Below are 17411 nucleotides of genomic sequence, written 5' to 3' on the forward strand. Positions count from 1 at the left end.
TAAAAGAAAAACGATAAACGTATGCTTTAATAATAAATGCCGGAAAGGATGATAACATGATTTCTGAAATGGACAAGAAATATTTGGAGCGTTGTGTGGAACTGGCTGGAGAAGCGCTGGAGAAAGGCAATTCTCCCTTTGGTTCAATGCTGGTATCCCGTGAGGGTGAAGTGATGTTTGAAGATTATAACAGGAACTCCGGCGGTGACAATACACGTCACCCGGAATTTGAGATTGCACGGTGGGCTGCCGGCAACATGAATGCAGAGGACCGGCGGTATGCAACAGTGTACACTTCAGGGGAACATTGCTCCATGTGTGCCTCGGCCCATGGACTGGCGGGGCTGGGCCGGATTGTCTATGCGAGCTCGACGGAACAGCTGAAATCCTGGCAGAAGGATCTCGGTGTCGAACCGGGGTTATTGAAAGGACTGGCCATCCCCGAAGTGCTCCGCGGGGCAGAAGTTGACGGTCCGGATACGGAGCTGTCGGAAGCAGTGCGTAAATTACAATATGCATACCACCAAAGGTCATAAAGACGCAAAGGAGGCCCCCGGCGAGGGGACCTCCTTTCATTTTCTTAGAAATACAAGAGGGATCATCAATAAAGCACCGGTGCCTGCTGCCAAAGCGTATCCGTACGGTTTCGGCAGTTTCTTTGTGTCAGGATGGTTCTCCTCTTCATCCATTTCCCTTTCTGGATTTTGGACCCGTTCTTTTTGAGGCTTCACATTCTCCTCGGCGTCTTTCGAGGTGCCCATCCCCTTCAGTATCTGAAGGAGAACATTAGCCCCTTCGATCACTTCAGGGTCCTTTAAAGCACCGAGAAGCCCCGAATAGCCCGCGGGTTTATTTTTATGTTCGTATTCAGCCGCTTTCGCGATCCCGGTATTGAGCTTGAGCACAAGCGGTTCAATCTCACTCATATTTATCGTCCCGAGGAGCTGGAACAGGAGCAGCAGATTCTTGATGGACTGGGGTGCATCGGAATCCTCGAGCGCAGTCACTATCCTGTGGATGACCTTGTCACTTTGTCCAAGGCTGCTGCCCACCATATCCAGTATTTCACGGTCTTTCATCTTGTCTGCTATGGAGAGGAGATCACCAAGGACTTCCTTATGTTCCATGAGAAGCTGCTCCAGTTCATGAAGTTCCCGGGCATGCTTTGTTTCAGGGTCGACTTTCATTTTATGAACCACTTTCGTCGCCTTGGCCATTATTTATTCCCCCTTCTTTCCTTTACGATATCTCCCGGGAATATATAATCGTTCCTTGCCCACTTCTCTTCTACATTTACACCGATCTGAGGCTGCGGATTACCGTAACGGTGATTGATTTTAGGAAGCGGGCTCTTTCCTTTCGGTTCCAGCACTTCCATTTTTACAGAAACCTCTTTATACGCAGGTGTGTCTGTATCTTTATCGGCGTGTGAGCTTGTCAAATAGTTGATCGCTCCTTCTCCTGATGAGTTCATCGGCAGATACAGCTGATTGCCGAATACACGGTCTGTTACGACACAGCTCACTTTGACACTGCCGTAAGGAGAAGTCAGACGGACTTTGGTTCCATCTTCGAGTTTACGTTCTTTTGCAAGATCGGGTGATACTTCAAGGAATACTTCCGGTGTTTTCCCTGTAATCGCTTCGGATTTATATGTCATATTTCCTTCATGGAAATGCTCCAAAAGTCTGCCGTTATTGACGTGAAGGTCATATTGATCTTCAAATTCGAGCGGTTTTGTCCATTCAACCGGCCACAGGCGGGCTTTTCCTCCAGGCAGTGGAAATTCTTTTTCGAACAGGAGCGGTGTATCTGTACCGTCTTCTGCGACCGGCCATTGCAGACTGTCATATCCTTCAAGACGATCGTAGCTTACACCCGCGAACAACGGTGTAAGAGAAGCCGCTTCATCCATGATTTCACCTGGGTGTTCGTAGTTCCATCCTGCGCCCATGCGGTTGGCGATTTCCTTGATGATCTGCCAATCCGGCTTCGATTCACCAAGGGGCTCGATTGCTTTGTACAGGCGTTGGAATCTCCTTTCAGTATTTACAAATGTGCCATCCTTTTCCAGGCTCGGGCTGGCAGGCAGCACTACATCTGCATACTGGCACGTTTTGGAAAAGAATATATCCTGAACCACGAAGAATTTCAATTTTTCAAAGGCAGACTGTACATGGTTTATATTCGAGTCTACAAGGCCCATATCTTCGCCCTTCAAATAAAGGACTTCAAGATCACCGTTATGAATGCTTTCGACCATTTCGTGGTTATTCAAGCCGGGTTTTGTTGTGAGTTCGACCCCCCAGTTTTCTTCAAACCTTGCACGTACATCATCATCAGTAACAAACTGATAGCCGGGGAAGCGGTCCGGCATGCTGCCGAAGTCGCTTGCCCCCTGGACGTTGTTATGTCCGCGGAGCGGGTATGCCCCTGCACCTGGCTTCATGTAGTTTCCTGTCACAAGCAGGAGGTTCGAAATGGCTGTACTAGCATCACTGCCCCCGCCATGCTGTGTGATACCCATAGCCCACAGAATAGAAGTCGTTTTTGCTTCGTGGATGGAGGTTGCGATTTCAATAAGTTCTTCTTTTGTCATCCCCGTAACACTTTCTGCATAATCCAATGTATATTTATCCAGGCTCGCCATATACTCGTCGACATCATTCACGTGGTCGCGGAGGAATGATTTATCATCCCATCCCTGGTCAATGATGTATTTCGTCACTGCAGACAGCCATACGAGATCGCTTCCCGGAGCCGGTCTGACGAAAAGATCCGCACGGCTGGCAAGCTCATTCTCACGCAGATCGGCAACAATGACTTTTTGTCCGTGTAGCTTCTGTGCGCGTTTGACACGCGTTGCGAGTACAGGGTGGGACTCTGCTGTATTGGAACCTACGGAAATGACAAGCTCTGCCTGGGCGATATCGCCTATGCCGCCAGAATCACCGCCGTAACCCACTGTACGCCAAAGCCCCATCGTCGCAGGAGACTGGCAGTACCTGGAACAGTTATCAATATTATTCGTCCCGATTACACCGCGTGCAAGCTTCTGCATCAGATAGGATTCTTCATTTGTACATTTTGAAGATGAAATGAATGCTAACGCATCGGCTCCCTTCTCCACTATAGTCTCTTTGAATTTCTTTTCTATGAGATAGAGTGCTTCTTCCCATTCAGCCTCCCTGAATTCATTGCCTTCGCGAATCAGAGGCTTTGTCAGACGTTCCTCACTGTTCACAAAATCCCATCCGAATTTGCCTTTGACACATGTAGACACACCATTCGCCGGTGCCTCCGCCTGAGGTTCAATCTTTAAAATCTCACGGTCTTTTGTCCAGACATCGAATGAACATCCCACACCGCAATAGGTACAGACTGTTTTTGTCTTTTTGATCCGTTCTTCACGCATCGTCGCTTCAACATCCGAAACAGCCATAAGAGAGCCGTAACCTGTTTCAATATTTTTAGTGATGTCGACCATCGGCCTGAAATTCTCCTCGGCCATGCCTGTCAGGAAGCCGGCTTCCCCTTCCATACCGACTTCCATCATTGCATTACATGGACAGACTGTTGAACAGTGTCCGCAGTTCACACAGGAGGATTCATCTATTGTTGTATCGTTATCCCATATGACACGGGGCCTTTCCAGAGTCCAGTCAATCAGGAGTGTTTCGTTCACCTGCAGATCCTGGCAGGCTTCCACACATCTCCCGCACAAAATGCACTGGTCGGGGTCATAGCGGTAAAACGCGTTGCGCTGGACTGCATGATCTTTGCCGGTGTGCGGTGTGTCCTGGTGGCTGATTCTCATCTCCTTTACCGTATTATGTATTTCACAGTTACCGTTGTTGAAATCACACACTGTACAGTAAAGCTCATGATTGCCTAAAATACGGTCCATAGCAATAAGCTGTGCTTCGTGAATATCATCTCCGGTTGTTTCGACCACGTCTCCTTCATTGATGGTTGTGGAACAGGAACGGACGTATTCACCGTTGACTTTGACAATGCATGCATCACATGTTTCAAGGGCGCCGAGGCTTTCGTGATAACAAAGGTGCGGCGGTTCTGCACCCTGCGCCTTTAAATGATTCAGAAGTGCAGCATCTCCTTCAACACTCTGCTTCATTCCGTTAAGCGTAATCTCACGAGGTTCATTCATGTTCATATCTCCTTTCGCAGGTCATTATGTTTTCTGTTTTCCCCTTTATTAATGGTTTGAACCATTAATTCAGAGTATTCAGATGTTTATATTAGGTAAAAATAAAGAAGAGGGGAGCAGCTCCCATCTTCTTATTGGTTGATATATTTCTGAATATGCTTTGCCGTCACTGAATTTTTAATATCAAGCAGTCCCTGTGGCGCACCGCTGTATAAAATATTTCCGCCATGCGCACCCGGCCCGGGACCAACATCCACAATCCAGTCTGCATGCATCATCATCGTAAGATTGTGTTCGATCAGTATGACCGTATTCCCCTGATCGATCAGCTTTTCGAAGCAGGCGAGCAAGATCGGAATATCATCTTCATGAAGACCGGTGGTGGGCTCATCAAATATGAAAGTCTCCCCCGTGGCTTCACTGTCCATATGCCTGCTTAATTTCACACGCTGAATTTCACCGCCTGACAATGTATCGAGTGACTGGCCGAGCGTCATATAATGAAGCCCTGTCGCCTCGAGGTGCCTGAGACGGGCAATGACCCGGGTGTTCTTTTTGAATATCGAAAGGGCTTCCTCGACCGTCAATGCCAGTACATCTGCAATTGAGTAGCCTTTCACTGTCGCCTCAAGTACTTCCGGTTTATATCTTGTTCCGCCGCAGACTTCACAAACTTGAGAAAAATCCGGCATGAACGCAAGCTCGGTTTTAATTACGCCTTTACCGCCGCATTCCGGGCATGCCCCTTCTGAATTATAGCTGAACATGCCTTTCCTCAGACCGGTCTGCTGGCTGAAGAATGTCCGGATCTCGTCGAAAAGGTCCATGTATGTCAGCAGATTGGAACGGTTTGAAGCATGTACCGGTTTCTGGTCTATGAATATGATGCCCTGTGAATGTCCGAGACCCGCTGTGAGCAGCGTACTTTTCCCGGAACCGGCAACACCGGTAATGACTGACAGCGCCCGCTTCGGTATATCCACGGAAACATTCTCCAGATTATTCTGTGTGATGTTTTTCAAGTGTATGAAATCTTCTGGTTTCCTCGGATCCTGCTTTAACCGGTGTTTCCGGTTCAGTGCCCTGCTTGTCGGGGTATCCGACTGTATCAGTGCGTCGTATGTGCCGGTAAAAATGATCTCTCCTCCGTGCTGGCCGGCTCCCGGCCCGATATCTATGATGTAATCTGCAATGCGTATGACATCGGGATCATGTTCAACGACGAGAACCGTATTCCCCTTATCGCGTATGGAACGCATGATGTCATTAATCTTTTCTATATCTTCAGGATGGAGGCCCACGCTCGGCTCATCAATGATATATACAAGGTCGGACAGCGGGCTGTTCAGATGGCGTATCAGTTTTATCCTCTGGGATTCTCCGCCGGAGAGAGTGGGTGTTTCCCGGTCAAGCGTCAAATAGTTCAGGCCGACATAGGACAATGCCTCCAATTGTTCAAGAAGCGGTTTTATTATGAATACCGCTTTATCCTCTTCCAGTTTGGTAAGGAAAGCAATTGCCTCATCGATGGACAATGAAGTGAAATCGGCAATGTTCATCCCATCGATCTTACAGCTTAATACTTTCGGGTTGAGCCGTCTCCCTTCACACTCAGGACATCTATGCGAAGTGACCACCCGTTTTACATCGTCAAGGAAGCGTTTCTTTTCAAAATTATCATTGAGCAGGAACGAACGTCTGAAGCGGTGGATAAGCCCTTCAAATTTTGCGGTCCTCGGCCAATTTTCAGGCGGATTCTTTAATTTTTTCGGTTTTGTATAGAGGAATGTATCCATTTCTTCTTCAGTATAATCTCTGAGTTTTTTATCGTTATCAAAAAGGCCGCTGTATAAATAGCGTTTACCTCTCCAGCTGTCGGGTCTGAAAGACGGAAATCTGATGGCATCCTCATTCAGCGATCTGTCAAAATCCAGCAGTTCATTCAGATCAATATCTTCAACATAACCCAGGCCCTGGCACCTCTCGCACATACCGCTTGGATTATTGAATGAAAATACATTGGAATAACCGACGAACGGCTCGCCGATACGGGACCATAGCAGCCGTACGGATGCATAGATGTCTGAAATGGTACCGACGGTCGATCTGGAATTCCCGCCCAGCCTTTTTTGATTGATGATCATTGCTACAGGCAGATTTTCTATATGATCGACATCCGGCTTTTCATACTGGGTTAACTGATGCTGGATGTAGCTTGAATATGTTTCGTTCAGCAGACGTTCAGATTCAGCAGCCAGCGTACTGAATACAAGGGAGGATTTCCCTGAACCGGACCGTCCGGTAAATACTGTGAGCTGATGTTTAGGAATATCAACGTTCACATTTTTTAAATTATTCTGATTGGCGCCGATGACGCGTATTTCTGACATTGAAGTTCACCTCTCTAGTGTATTTACCCAAATGATTTGAATCATGCACATCCAGGAATATTTTTATGCTGCTTCTTCCTTTTCGTCATACGGATTCTCCTCGGGATGGATATACTGGTATTGATCAATTTCGCCTTCCTCTATTGTCCGTTCCGTGATTTCGTATGCCTCGACGAGATTCATTTCAGAGATTTCAATAGAACCGTCCTCATTTATGGATTCGATATAAGCAACATGTCCGAGTTCTCCCTGATCAGTTTGCAGTATGGCTCCCTGTGCAGGCATTCCATTAACCGTATAATCGTCTTCCTGCGCACTTTCGGCCCAGTATTTTGCATCATCCCAATCTGATTCGATCATATTTCCATCCTCTTTCACTTTTTCGAAAATATAGTGGGTGCATTGGCCTGCGTCATATCTGTTATTTTCCATGGGGTCCGGCATGATGATATACTCTATCTCTTTTAACAGCCCGTCTTCAGTCTGGTTATCAGCGATGATGAGCCCCGTGGCAGCGATGATTAATATGACTGCCGTAAAAATCATTTTTTTCATTAAATTTCCTGCCTCTTATATTTTTACTGAATGACATTATACACGTTGGATGCCGTAATTTTAAATTACCCGTTCATCTTTTGCTGGAATATTTTCACAGCTTCCATCATGATGACAGAAGCCAGGGCCAGCCCTGTTGAAATCAGCCATTCGTCCATGCCGAATTCCGGAGGGATATTGAAGATTCCCCTGACAACCGGTAATGTCGTCATACCGTACAGTCCGAAACCGAGGATGACAGCACCGATGACATATTTATTCTGGAAGAATCCGGCACCGAATGCCGTCTGTGTATTGGATCTTGCTGCAAATGTCTGAAGAGTCCTGGAAAGTATCAATGTCGTAAACGCCATGGCCACGCCGATTTCCACAGACGCACTCAGTCCGATATGGAAGGAGATGATAACAGCAATACCGATCAGAATACCCCGGGTGATTACGGATTTCAATGTGCCGCCTGCAAAAATATCTTCGCCCACATTGCGTGGTTTTCTTTTCATCACATCTGGCTCTGATTTCTCCATGCCAAGTGCGATGGCAGGCAATGAGTCATTGACCAGGTTGATGAACAGCAGCTGCAGTGCTGTAAATGGATTAGGTAAATTGAGCGTTACTGCGTAAAGGATGGCGATGATCGCTCCTAAATTCCCGGCGAATAAATATCCAATCGCCTTTTTAATATTATCAAACACGGTCCGGCCGACACCGACAGCATTCACAATGGATACGAAGTTATCATCAGTGAGGACCATCGCCGAAGAGTCTTTGGCAACTTCAGTACCGCTGCCCATTGCAATGCCGATATCTGCCTGTTTCAGTGCAGGTGCATCATTTACTCCGTCACCGGTCATGGCGGTGATGACGTCTTTTTTCTGCCAGGCACGGACGATGCGGATTTTATTCTCCGGGGATACCCGGGCGTAAACTGAAATGCTTTCCAGCTTTTCTTCAAGTTCTTCTTCGGGCATAGCATCCAGTTCTCTGCCTGTAACGGCGATATCTTCTTCCGCCATCAGGCCGATTTCCCTGCCGATTGCCTGGGCTGTGATCTTATGGTCACCCGTTATCATGACGGTACGGATGCCAGCTTTTTTGGATTCCTCGATTGAGCCGTATACTGCATCACGCGGGGGATCCATCATTGCGACGAGCCCGGTGAGAACGATATCATCTTCATTATCATGCGTTATTGCGGTGTTGTTGTCATCCAGTTTCTTATAGCCGAATGCAAGTCCTCTGAGTGCCTGCTTCGAGAATGTTTCATAGGCATCATGGAACTGCTGGAGCATCTCATTGCTGACTGGCTGTTCTTCTCCATCTATGAGCACATAGGCCGCCCTCTCGAATATGACGTCAGGTCCGCCCTTGATGAGCATAACCGGTGTACCGTCGATTTCATGTACCGTGGACATGAGCTTACGTTCGGAATCAAACGGCAGTTCCGCCTGTCTCGGATACCTGTTCCGGATTTCTTCATAATCTTCATGGTTGGCATTTGCAAAGTTGATAAGTGCTACTTCAGTCGGATCTCCTATTTCGTTTCCATCTTTATTGATGTAGGAATCATTGCAAAGCACTCCGATATTGACGAGCATCTTCTCAGACATGCTCCATTCATCCGGGTTTTCGGGAAGAGTCTCATTTGAAACGCCGGGTATGAAATGATCGGTGACCGTCATTTTATTTTGTGTGAGTGTCCCTGTCTTATCCGTACAGATGATGCTTGTGGAACCCAGTGTTTCCACTGCAGGCAATTTTCTGATGATTGCATGCTGCTTTGCCATCTTGTTGGTTCCGACTGAGAGTACGATCGTCACGATGGACTGTAGCGCCTCCGGTATCGCGGCAACGGCGATGGCTACAGAGAACATCAGAGCATTGAGCAATGCAGTCGTTGTATCGACGTTACTGTCGCCAAGCCAGATGCGGGCGGCCTGTACAGCAAAGATCAGCAGACAGAGTATAAGTATCCCGATTCCAAGCTTTTTGCTGAAGCTGTTCAGTTTAAGCTGTAATGGCGTCTGTTTTTGTTCTGCGGTTGAAAGCATATCGGCGATCTTGCCGATTTCAGTCTGTTCAGCTGTGCCGGTAACTACAAAGGTGCCGCGTCCGTAAACAACCAGTGAACTGGAAAAGAGCATGTTAGTTCTGTCTCCAAGAACAGCCTCTTCGGCGATGGTCTTCATATCTTTTTCAACTGCTTCGGATTCACCCGTGAGCATTCCTTCATTCACTTTCAGTGAACCACTTTCGATGACACGTCCGTCAGCCGGTACATAGTCTCCCGCTTCAAGGAAAACAATATCACCCGGCACGAGTTCTTTCGCCGGCAGAGTCATTTTTGTACCGTCACGCAGAACGTTTGCTTCAGGCGCGGACATATCCTGCAGTGCTTCCAGTGAACTCTCCGCCTTCTTCGTCTGTGCGACGCTGATGATTGCATTGATGATGAGTACAAGAAAGATGATTGCAGATTCAGCAATTTCACCGAGTGCAATCTGTACTCCTGCCGCCACGAGCAGTACAATCACCATCGCATCCTTGAAAGTCTCAAGAAAGAGCTTCAGCGTCGAAGCTTTCTCTTTTTCCTCTATTTCGTTATAACCGTATTCATCAATCCTTCTGCCGGCTTCCGCATCCGTCAGACCATTTTCCGTCGTATTCACATCGTCCAGAACATCTTCAATGCTTTTTTGGTAAACAGCCATATTATAATCATGTCCTCCTTCCCGAAATATGATCGCCATAATGAAAAAGCGAGACCTTTACCCAGGGGGCAAAGGTCTCGCCGAGCAATATATGCTAATAAAGCCGATGGATTCCTCCATGTACTGACGACTTTATTTTGAAAAAGAGGTTCTTTTCCAACGCTACTCCCCTTTGACGATCAGCCAAAGAATATTGTAATTAATTAAAGTTTAACATGTCTGTCGTCAAATTCATAAAATAGCGAACTGCGGGATTCCTATTCGATATAGCGATAGGCCATCAGCTCTTTAAGCATCTTGATTTCTTCCTGAAGCTTTTCACCAATGTTGGTGTCCCGGACTTTCTTCCTCTCCAGTTCCTCATCCACGACACGGCGTACAGAGAGTACATCGGCGCCGTCCAGCAGAACATTCTCTTTGGAATTGAAATGCTGATGGGCAACCAGCTGCATGCCGAATGAGTTGTAAAGCAGGGTATAGCCCGCGATGCCTGTAGTGGACTGATAGGCTTTGGAAAATCCGCCGTCGATGACAATCATTTTGCCATCAGCTTTGATGGGATCCTCCCCGTCTATTTCCTTCACCGGCGTATGGCCGTTGATGATGCGGCCCTGGTTTGGATCAAGATCGAATTCCTCCAGCATCTTGCGGCACATATCGTTGTCTTCCCTCAAATGATAATATGGGTTCTTTTCTTCTTTGTGGGAAGTTTTGTCTTTGATGAAATAACGTTCGAATGTGGTCATGGCACGTTTTCCGAACAATGATGAATACTTTCCTGTCCAGAGGTACCACACAAGATCGGTCGCCAGGTCATCTGTCGTTTCCTTATCTGCAAACGCCTTGCGGACATAGTCTTCAAACTGCTCCAGTAATTCACGGCCCTTGTACGACCGGCCGTCAATTTCCATTTTTTCCATTTTGCCGTTTTCATCCACAGGGATGCAGCCATGAATAAGCAGGTTGCCGTTATATTTCAGGTAGAGACTGCCTTTCTTCATCAGGAAATTCATGTGGCGTCTGAGTTTTTCAGACTGCTGCACGGAAAGGAGCAGTTTATTGATGACTTCCTCTTCCTCCGGCAGCAGCCTGGCAGGGTCTTTTCTGTCCACAGTAGCGAAGCATGTGTTCTCTAGCGGATACGTCTTTCCGTAAACAGTAATTTCCTGTTTGTCATAATCCACTTTTTCCAAAACGAGCCTTTCATCCATATCGAAGGATGGCCGGCGTTTGATGATCGGGCTTTCCAGTTTGAACTGGATCATGGCAATCGCCTGATGGATCTTCGTAATCTGCAGTTTCTCAAGGTCGGAAAGATTCTGGTCGGCTGTCTTCTTGGGATGGAATGCAGGGTTGTCATCATAATGTTTTTCCGCCAGGTTGACCAGCGGACGGAGATTGATGCCGTACGCGTCCTCGATGATGTTCAGATTATCGTAGCGGGCACATATTCTGAGTATGTTCGCCAGACAGACTTTGGAACCTGCATACGCACCGATCCAGAGGACATCGTGGTTGCCCCATTGGATATCCAGAGAGTGGTAGTCGATCAGCGTTTCTATGATCCTGTCCGGCTCAGGACCCCGGTCATATATATCGCCGACGACATGAAGGTGGTTGACCACAAGGCGCTGTGTCGTGTAGGACATGCCGATGATCAGCTTATCCGCCTGGCCGAGATCGATGATCTGCTGAACGAGTTTCTCATAGTACGGTTTCTTATTGCTGTACTCATCACTTTTATAGAGAAGTTCTTCAATGATGAAAACGAACTGTTCAGGCAATGCCTTGCGGAGTTTGGAGCGGGTATACTTGGAAGAAGCATAGGCAATCAGATCGATCATCTGGTCGATTTTCATGACATACCATTCATCCAGTTCTTTTTTCGATTCGAACTGATTTTTGATCAGCTGCAGCTTTTCCTCCGGATAGTATACCAGTGCCGCAAACTGGCTGATCTCTTCTTCACTCAGAGTATCTTTGAAAATGTCTGTAATCTTCTGTCTGACATTCCCGGAACCATTTCTCAAAACATGCTGAAATGCCTGGAACTCGCCGTGCAGATCACTGACGAAATGTTCAGTTCCTTTCGGCAGATCCAGGATGGATTCCAAGTTGATGATTTCTGTAGCGACTTTTTCTTCCTGATCATACTTTTCAGCTAATAAATCCAGATATTTTGTCTCCAAAATCGCATATCCTCCTCTGATTGACGGCCGTAACAGATTTTTATGTATCTATGGCCGAGATTAACGTGTCATTTTCCATTATACTAAATTTTCATCCAATTAAACGCTTCCATAATAAGAATAACATCTATTCGTTTATAAATTAACGTACCGTTTCCAAAATCACAAAAAAGCACGGTCCGGTGAGCCGGTCCGTGCTGTATATTTATATTCCTTTTGTATCATCCTGCGATTCAATATAGGATTCAACTTCTTCCTGATGTTCTTCCGGAGTATTTTCCAAATAAGCCTGCATACGCTTTTTATTCGGTGTGATGGAGAGACCCAGATATTTTCTTTCACTGTTGGCATCCTTGAAGAACGAAATGACCATCAGGATCACGACAACACTAAATGGCAGGGCGGATATGATCGCTGCGGACTGGAGTGCACTCAGTCCTGTTTCCCCGCCGGCCAGCAACAGGATATAGGCGATTGATGACAATCCCAGACCCCAGACGATTTTGACTCTGCCTGAAGGTGACAGGGAACCGAATGAAGACTGCATTCCCAGTACGAATGTCGCAGAGTCTGCTGAAGTGATGAAGAACACAGAAACTAACAGAATCGCGATAATGGACAGCACAGAGCCCATGGGCAGTTCATTGAAAACCGCAAAGAGCTGTATTTCTGGAGGCAGCTCGAATATAGAGGGATTTGACTGGCCGGCGTTGATACCTGTCATTCCAAATACGCTGAACCAGATGATACCGATGACTGTCGGTACAAATATAACTGCACCGACGAACTCACGTATTGTACGGCCGCGGGATACCCTCGCGATAAAGATGCCGACAAACGGACTCCAGCTCATCCACCAGCCCCAATAGTAAATTGTCCAGGATGCCATCCACTCATTTTTCTGCTCATTCAAAGTGGCTACATCAAAACTGTTCTGCAAAAATGTCTGTAAATATGAACCGGTTGCTTCAGTCATCATATTCAAAATCAGCATAGTCGGTCCGACAACCAGAATAATTGCGAATAAAAGCCCGGCAAGTACCATGTTTGTATTACTGAGGTATTGAATTCCTTTGCTCAGTCCGCTCCAGGCACTGATCATGAACAGTGCGGTAACCACTGCAATGATTATGCCCTGTACAACCAGATTGTTCGGAATACCAAACAGGTAATTCAACCCGCCGTTGATCTGCAGGGCGCCTACGCCGAGGGAAACGGCCACACCGATGATTGTAGCGAATACAGCGAGCACATCGACAAGTACGCCGAGGCCGCCGTCAACCTTGTTCCCGAATATAGGACGCAGCGTTTTGGAGAGCAGACCGCTTTCACCTTTTCTAAACTGGGAATACGCGAGAGCCAGAGCCACTACTCCGTACATTGCCCACGGATGGAATCCGTAGTGGAGAAATGTGGAACGCATGGATTCGAGAATGGCCGCTTTTGTTTCGGGATCGGCGGTCGGCGGTGCGACATAGTGTGACATCGGTTCCGACGCTCCGTAGAATACAAGTCCGATTCCCATACCTGCACTGAACAGCATGGCCAGCCATGAAACCGTTCTGAATTCCGGTTTATCTTTCGGTTTTCCCAATTTTAATTTTCCTATGGGACTTAACATGAGATATATACAGAAAAAGACAAGCAATGTTGTTAAAATCATATAGTACCAGCCGAAGTATTCAGTAATCCAGCTGGAAACCGAACCTGAAATTTGTCCAAACTGATCAGGGAAAACGGCCCCGATAACCACCAAGAGACCGACTACAATTGCCGCATAGGTGAATACTTTGGAAATTTTTCTCTCTGGTTTTTTTGTATTATTATTCATTTTTTCCTCCCTTTATTAATTACTTTTAAAAAGTAAGAAGCAAACATTAAGAGAATAACAATAATAGCGATCCATTTCAAGGGTGTAAATATACAAATACAGTAAAAAAGGCCCACAGTTTACACTGTGAGCCCTTATCCGGTTAATCTATTATCTTCTGTAATTATCATTTCCCGGGAAATTATCGTCTTCTTTATCGATATTCCCGTCGACATTTCTGTTTCTGAATTCGCGGTCTCTGTTATCTGTTTCATTGATATCGACTTCTTCACGCTGGACATCTTCCGAAACATGTTCTGTATCTCTGACCTTATCTTTTTTAACGACGACTTCCTCATTGACCACATTTTCTTTTTCTACATTAACGCGTTCTTCGTTGACCGGGATGTGGATGGAATCATCTTCAGCGCCATCAATTGATCCAGGCCTCACATCACCTTCCACCGGACGCCGTTCAACGGAGACTTCCTCACGTTCAACCGGAACATCAAATTCCTGGTGGTCTTTCTCAACGTGCTTATCCACGTTCACTTCGCCCGTCCGCACGTTTTCTTTATCCACATTCAGCTGTTCTTCGCGCAATTGGAGCCTTTCTTCTTCAGAAAGATCTTCACGTGCATCCCCGCCGCGGATTTCATTATCTCTGATTTCATTTTCATCGTAATCGTATCCTTCATCTGTTGCTGATGCACCAAGACCGCCCCCGGTATTGAGTGCTCTTTCATCGACGCTGTAAGTGCCTTCCTTATCGCCGAGGGAATCATCTCTGTGAGTATCCATCACATTTTGTTCGTGCTGGCCTTCCATGGCTTCATCTCTGCCCACAGTCCGGTTGTCATGGACCACATCCGTGCTGTCATCATTACCCAGAGCATCGTCTTCGGCATAGACACCGGTACCGCGTTCGCCTGTTTTATTAACATGGAGAAGAATTTCCCCGCGGTCCAATGCGGTCTTATACTCCTCTTCTTCCTGACCGTTTACGTCCAGATCAGTCATTACGCGTTCCTGCGGATCTTCATCGGAAAACCATGAAACAATCTTATCCCAGGCACTGCCTTCTGAAGTTCTGAAATTAACGCCTGTGTATCCAACTGCACTCCCTGCAAGTTCCTCTTTTGACACGACTGTTATATCTTCTTCATTGACGCCTTCTGCTTTTAACTGCTCAATTCTTCCATTCACTTCTTCTTCATTTGTAAAAGTTTCAATCTTACGCATAATCAATACCTCCATTTATTTAAATTCCAGGTTGTTTTCCAGGTTGTTTTTCATCATGTTGGTCGACTTATGCATTACTCTTGCATGTATTAGAGGTATACCCATTCATTTTTTTTGTAAACTTTGTGGTGACGGATGATTGAATGATATTTATTGTTCAATTACAAAGAGGTTATTTTATGGAAAAGATGAATGAATCGCTGATAATCAACGTGATTTTACTAAGGGAGCAACTCTGACGCCTTTGATTCTGTTCCCGGGACAAGTGGACCGGAAGCAAGCATTTAATAAAGAATGAAAAAAAATTCAATAAACCCCCGGATTTCGGGGATTTATCGTCATGACGTTGAAAAATCAGCTGATGATGGCGTTATTTACTACAGTTTCTTTCCTGGCACCGAGTACGAGGAGAAATATCTCCGGAGCATCACTGTGTCTGTTATCGTTCAGAAGTTTTAGGAATATTTCAAAATGCGGCGTCTCCTTAAGCTTGTCCACTTCCAGTACCAGCAGATCCAATACGGATGCTTTGATGAATCTCGGCTCCGGTTCTCTGGCATCATCTGTAATCAGATCTGCGAGGTATCTGTACTTCACCTGCAGTTGTCTGGCGAAGCTGGTCACATGCTGTATGCGCATGTAAAGTTCCGGATACTCGGTACTGATATGATACAGATCATTTTGTATGCTGTGTATTGTTTCCTGATTTGCGTACATGAAATCTACTCCTTCCGATTACATATCCCAGGGTTTGTCGACCCCGATTTTCTGTGTGAGTTCTTTACTGTGTATACGTCTTTCCCTGCGCATTGCAGCTCTCTGACCGCCGGAGTTGTATAAATATTTTTCTTCCTCAGTTTCCGGTACGATTCCGGGAACTTTTATTGGGCGTTTCGAATCATCCAGTGCGACAAAAGTCAGGAATGCCGTAGCTGCGACTTTTCTGTCTTCAGTAATCATATCTTCGGTGATTACTTTGCAGAAAACTTCCATGCTCCGGTTTCCTGTGGATGTAACAAAAGCTTCGATGCATACAGACTCAGATTGGGTAATTGGGTGGAGGAAATCAATGGAATCAATCGAGGCGGTCACACACTCCCTCACTCTCGCATGACGTCTCGCAGAAAGAGACGCCACGTTATCTATGCGTTTCATCAATACACCGCCGAAAAGTGTATCGTAGTTGTTCAAATCGTTCGCAAATACCTGGTCAATGCTGATTACCTTACTGTCTTTTGGATTTTTAGTTTCTGTCATTCTGCTCTACCTTTCTTTTACCTGATAGAGCCAGTATGAAGGATTGCATGTATTAATAAAAATAGTGGTATTTCATAGGATGTATAGGGAAAAACTATGGAAGCGGTATTAAGTCTTCAGGAATAATGCTGCTGGAAAAATTTCAGCCATTCTTCAGTGATGAAATTAATATATTTATCCTTGTTCCAGATGACCCCAAGCCGCCATTTCAGGACAGGCTCCTCAATTTTCACAGTGACGGAAGAGCTTTTCAGAAGCTTCGCCACACTTTCCGGCATGATGCAGACCCCAAGTTCCCGTTCAATCATTTCTTCTATGAAATTCCATTGTGATGTCTTTGAAATGATGGCCGGTATGAAACCGGCATTTTTACATGCAGAAGTGATAATTTCATTCAGATAGAAATCTTCGTTGAACATAATGAAGCTCTCATATTTGAGTTCCTCCAAATTTACAGATGGACTGGGAGCCAGCTGGTGATTCTCATGAACGACGAGGCACAGTGATTCGCTGATAAAATTGAAATTGTCGAAGCGGTCACTTTCTGTCGGCAGTACAGTGATGCCGATATCGATCTCATTTTGAATCAGACGGGATTCTATCGTCCGGCTGCCGCTTTCTATCAGCTGAAAAGTGATTTTAGGATATAAATCATGGAAATCTTTGATGATGGCCATCAGTTTGCCGGCGTCCATAATCGGAGGCAGACCGATTTTTATATGGCCCTGGCGCATACCAATCATGTTTTTAAGATCATTCGGCAATTCCGAATGGAGTCTGAGTATTTCCTCGCACTGATCAAAGAAGACACTGCCTGCGTCGGTCAGGGCGATCTTTTTCTTTGTGCGGTCAAAGAGGGACATCCCAAGCTCTGTTTCAATATCCTGTATCGCTTTACTGATTGTCGGCTGGGAAATGTAAAGGTGGTTCGACGCCCCGGTCATACTGCCGTATTTTACAATCGCCACGAAATAACGCATATGCTTGATATCGATGGCAATCACTTCCTTTCAGGTCAGAGTTGATATAATTATTATAAACTGTAAATCTTAATTTCAATAAAAAAGAACCATTTCTTTTCTGAAATGGTTC

12 protein-coding genes and 1 riboswitch are annotated in these 17411 nt (G+C 46.0%); of the genes, 1 reads left to right on the top strand and 11 read right to left on the bottom strand.

The window, feature by feature from the left end:
• The first annotated feature begins 56 nt into the window (after positions 1 to 56).
• Positions 57 to 536 carry a nucleoside deaminase gene (locus tag BM271_RS07210; RefSeq protein WP_046789024.1) on the top strand — a complete coding sequence of 160 codons (480 nt, stop codon included), beginning with the start codon at positions 57 to 59 and terminating at the stop codon, positions 534 to 536.
• A gap of 36 nt (positions 537 to 572) precedes the next feature.
• Here BM271_RS07210 and BM271_RS07215 read toward each other — a convergent pair whose 3' ends face one another.
• The 11 genes from BM271_RS07215 to BM271_RS07265 form a co-directional block, all read right to left on the bottom strand.
• The gene (locus BM271_RS07215; protein WP_052749794.1) at positions 573 to 1217 is read right to left on the bottom strand and encodes a helical membrane plugin domain-containing protein; all 645 of its coding nucleotides are present in this window, start codon (positions 1215 to 1217) and stop codon (positions 573 to 575) included.
• The gene (gene fdhF, locus BM271_RS07220; RefSeq protein WP_046789025.1) at positions 1217 to 4168 is read right to left on the bottom strand and encodes a formate dehydrogenase subunit alpha; all 2952 of its coding nucleotides are present in this window, start codon (positions 4166 to 4168) and stop codon (positions 1217 to 1219) included. The genes BM271_RS07215 and fdhF overlap by 1 nt, the downstream gene beginning before the upstream one ends.
• A gap of 131 nt (positions 4169 to 4299) precedes the next feature.
• Positions 4300 to 6558: an ATP-binding cassette domain-containing protein gene (locus tag BM271_RS07225; protein ID WP_046789026.1), complete on the bottom strand. Its 2259-nt coding sequence runs from the start codon at positions 6556 to 6558 to the stop codon at positions 4300 to 4302.
• 63 nt (positions 6559 to 6621) lie between these two features.
• A complete protein-coding gene (locus BM271_RS07230; protein WP_046789027.1) occupies positions 6622 to 7113 on the bottom strand; it encodes a CHAP domain-containing protein in 492 nt (163 codons plus the stop codon).
• Between the two features lie 65 nt (positions 7114 to 7178).
• Complete coding sequence (locus BM271_RS07235) at positions 7179 to 9821, bottom strand: cation-translocating P-type ATPase (protein ID WP_046789028.1); 2643 nt, start codon at positions 9819 to 9821, stop codon at positions 7179 to 7181.
• 82 nt (positions 9822 to 9903) lie between these two features.
• Positions 9904 to 10004: riboswitch (yybP-ykoY riboswitch) on the bottom strand.
• Between the two features lie 74 nt (positions 10005 to 10078).
• Positions 10079 to 12010 carry a fructose-1,6-bisphosphatase gene (locus BM271_RS07240; protein WP_046789029.1) on the bottom strand — a complete coding sequence of 644 codons (1932 nt, stop codon included), beginning with the start codon at positions 12008 to 12010 and terminating at the stop codon, positions 10079 to 10081.
• Between the two features lie 205 nt (positions 12011 to 12215).
• Complete coding sequence (locus BM271_RS07245; protein WP_046789030.1) at positions 12216 to 13841, bottom strand: BCCT family transporter; 1626 nt, start codon at positions 13839 to 13841, stop codon at positions 12216 to 12218.
• A 150-nt stretch (positions 13842 to 13991) separates the two neighbouring features.
• Entirely contained in the window at positions 13992 to 15062 is a 1071-nt protein-coding gene (locus BM271_RS07250) for a DUF2382 domain-containing protein (protein WP_052749795.1), read from the bottom strand.
• Positions 15063 to 15416: 354 nt separating this feature from the next.
• Complete coding sequence (locus BM271_RS07255; protein WP_046789031.1) at positions 15417 to 15779, bottom strand: hypothetical protein; 363 nt, start codon at positions 15777 to 15779, stop codon at positions 15417 to 15419.
• Between the two features lie 18 nt (positions 15780 to 15797).
• The gene (locus BM271_RS07260) at positions 15798 to 16319 is read right to left on the bottom strand and encodes an acyl-CoA thioesterase (RefSeq protein WP_046789032.1); all 522 of its coding nucleotides are present in this window, start codon (positions 16317 to 16319) and stop codon (positions 15798 to 15800) included.
• A gap of 116 nt (positions 16320 to 16435) precedes the next feature.
• Positions 16436 to 17314: a LysR family transcriptional regulator gene (locus tag BM271_RS07265; protein WP_046791375.1), complete on the bottom strand. Its 879-nt coding sequence runs from the start codon at positions 17312 to 17314 to the stop codon at positions 16436 to 16438.
• Between the last annotated feature and the right edge of the window lie 97 nt (positions 17315 to 17411).

It is taken from the genome of Salinicoccus halodurans (assembly GCF_900114445.1).
GTDB classification, from domain to species: Bacteria; Bacillota; Bacilli; order Staphylococcales; family Salinicoccaceae; genus Salinicoccus; species Salinicoccus halodurans.

Bases quoted from the DNA above. Each gene is read 5' to 3' on its own strand.
- BM271_RS07260 (WP_046789032.1), bottom strand. From the start codon at position 16,319: ATGACAGAAACTAAAAATCCAAAAGACAGTAAGGTAATCAGCATTGAC.
- BM271_RS07255 (WP_046789031.1), bottom strand. From the start codon at position 15,779: ATGTACGCAAATCAGGAAACAATACACAGCATACAAAATGATCTGTAT.
- BM271_RS07245 (WP_046789030.1), bottom strand. From the start codon at position 13,841: ATGAATAATAATACAAAAAAACCAGAGAGAAAAATTTCCAAAGTATTC.
- BM271_RS07230 (WP_046789027.1), bottom strand. From the start codon at position 7,113: ATGAAAAAAATGATTTTTACGGCAGTCATATTAATCATCGCTGCCACG.
- BM271_RS07225 (WP_046789026.1), bottom strand. From the start codon at position 6,558: ATGTCAGAAATACGCGTCATCGGCGCCAATCAGAATAATTTAAAAAAT.
- BM271_RS07235 (WP_046789028.1), bottom strand. From the start codon at position 9,821: ATGGCTGTTTACCAAAAAAGCATTGAAGATGTTCTGGACGATGTGAAT.
- BM271_RS07210 (WP_046789024.1), top strand. From the start codon at position 57: ATGATTTCTGAAATGGACAAGAAATATTTGGAGCGTTGTGTGGAACTG.
- fdhF (WP_046789025.1), bottom strand. From the start codon at position 4,168: ATGAATGAACCTCGTGAGATTACGCTTAACGGAATGAAGCAGAGTGTT.
- BM271_RS07215 (WP_052749794.1), bottom strand. From the start codon at position 1,217: ATGGCCAAGGCGACGAAAGTGGTTCATAAAATGAAAGTCGACCCTGAA.
- BM271_RS07250 (WP_052749795.1), bottom strand. From the start codon at position 15,062: ATGCGTAAGATTGAAACTTTTACAAATGAAGAAGAAGTGAATGGAAGA.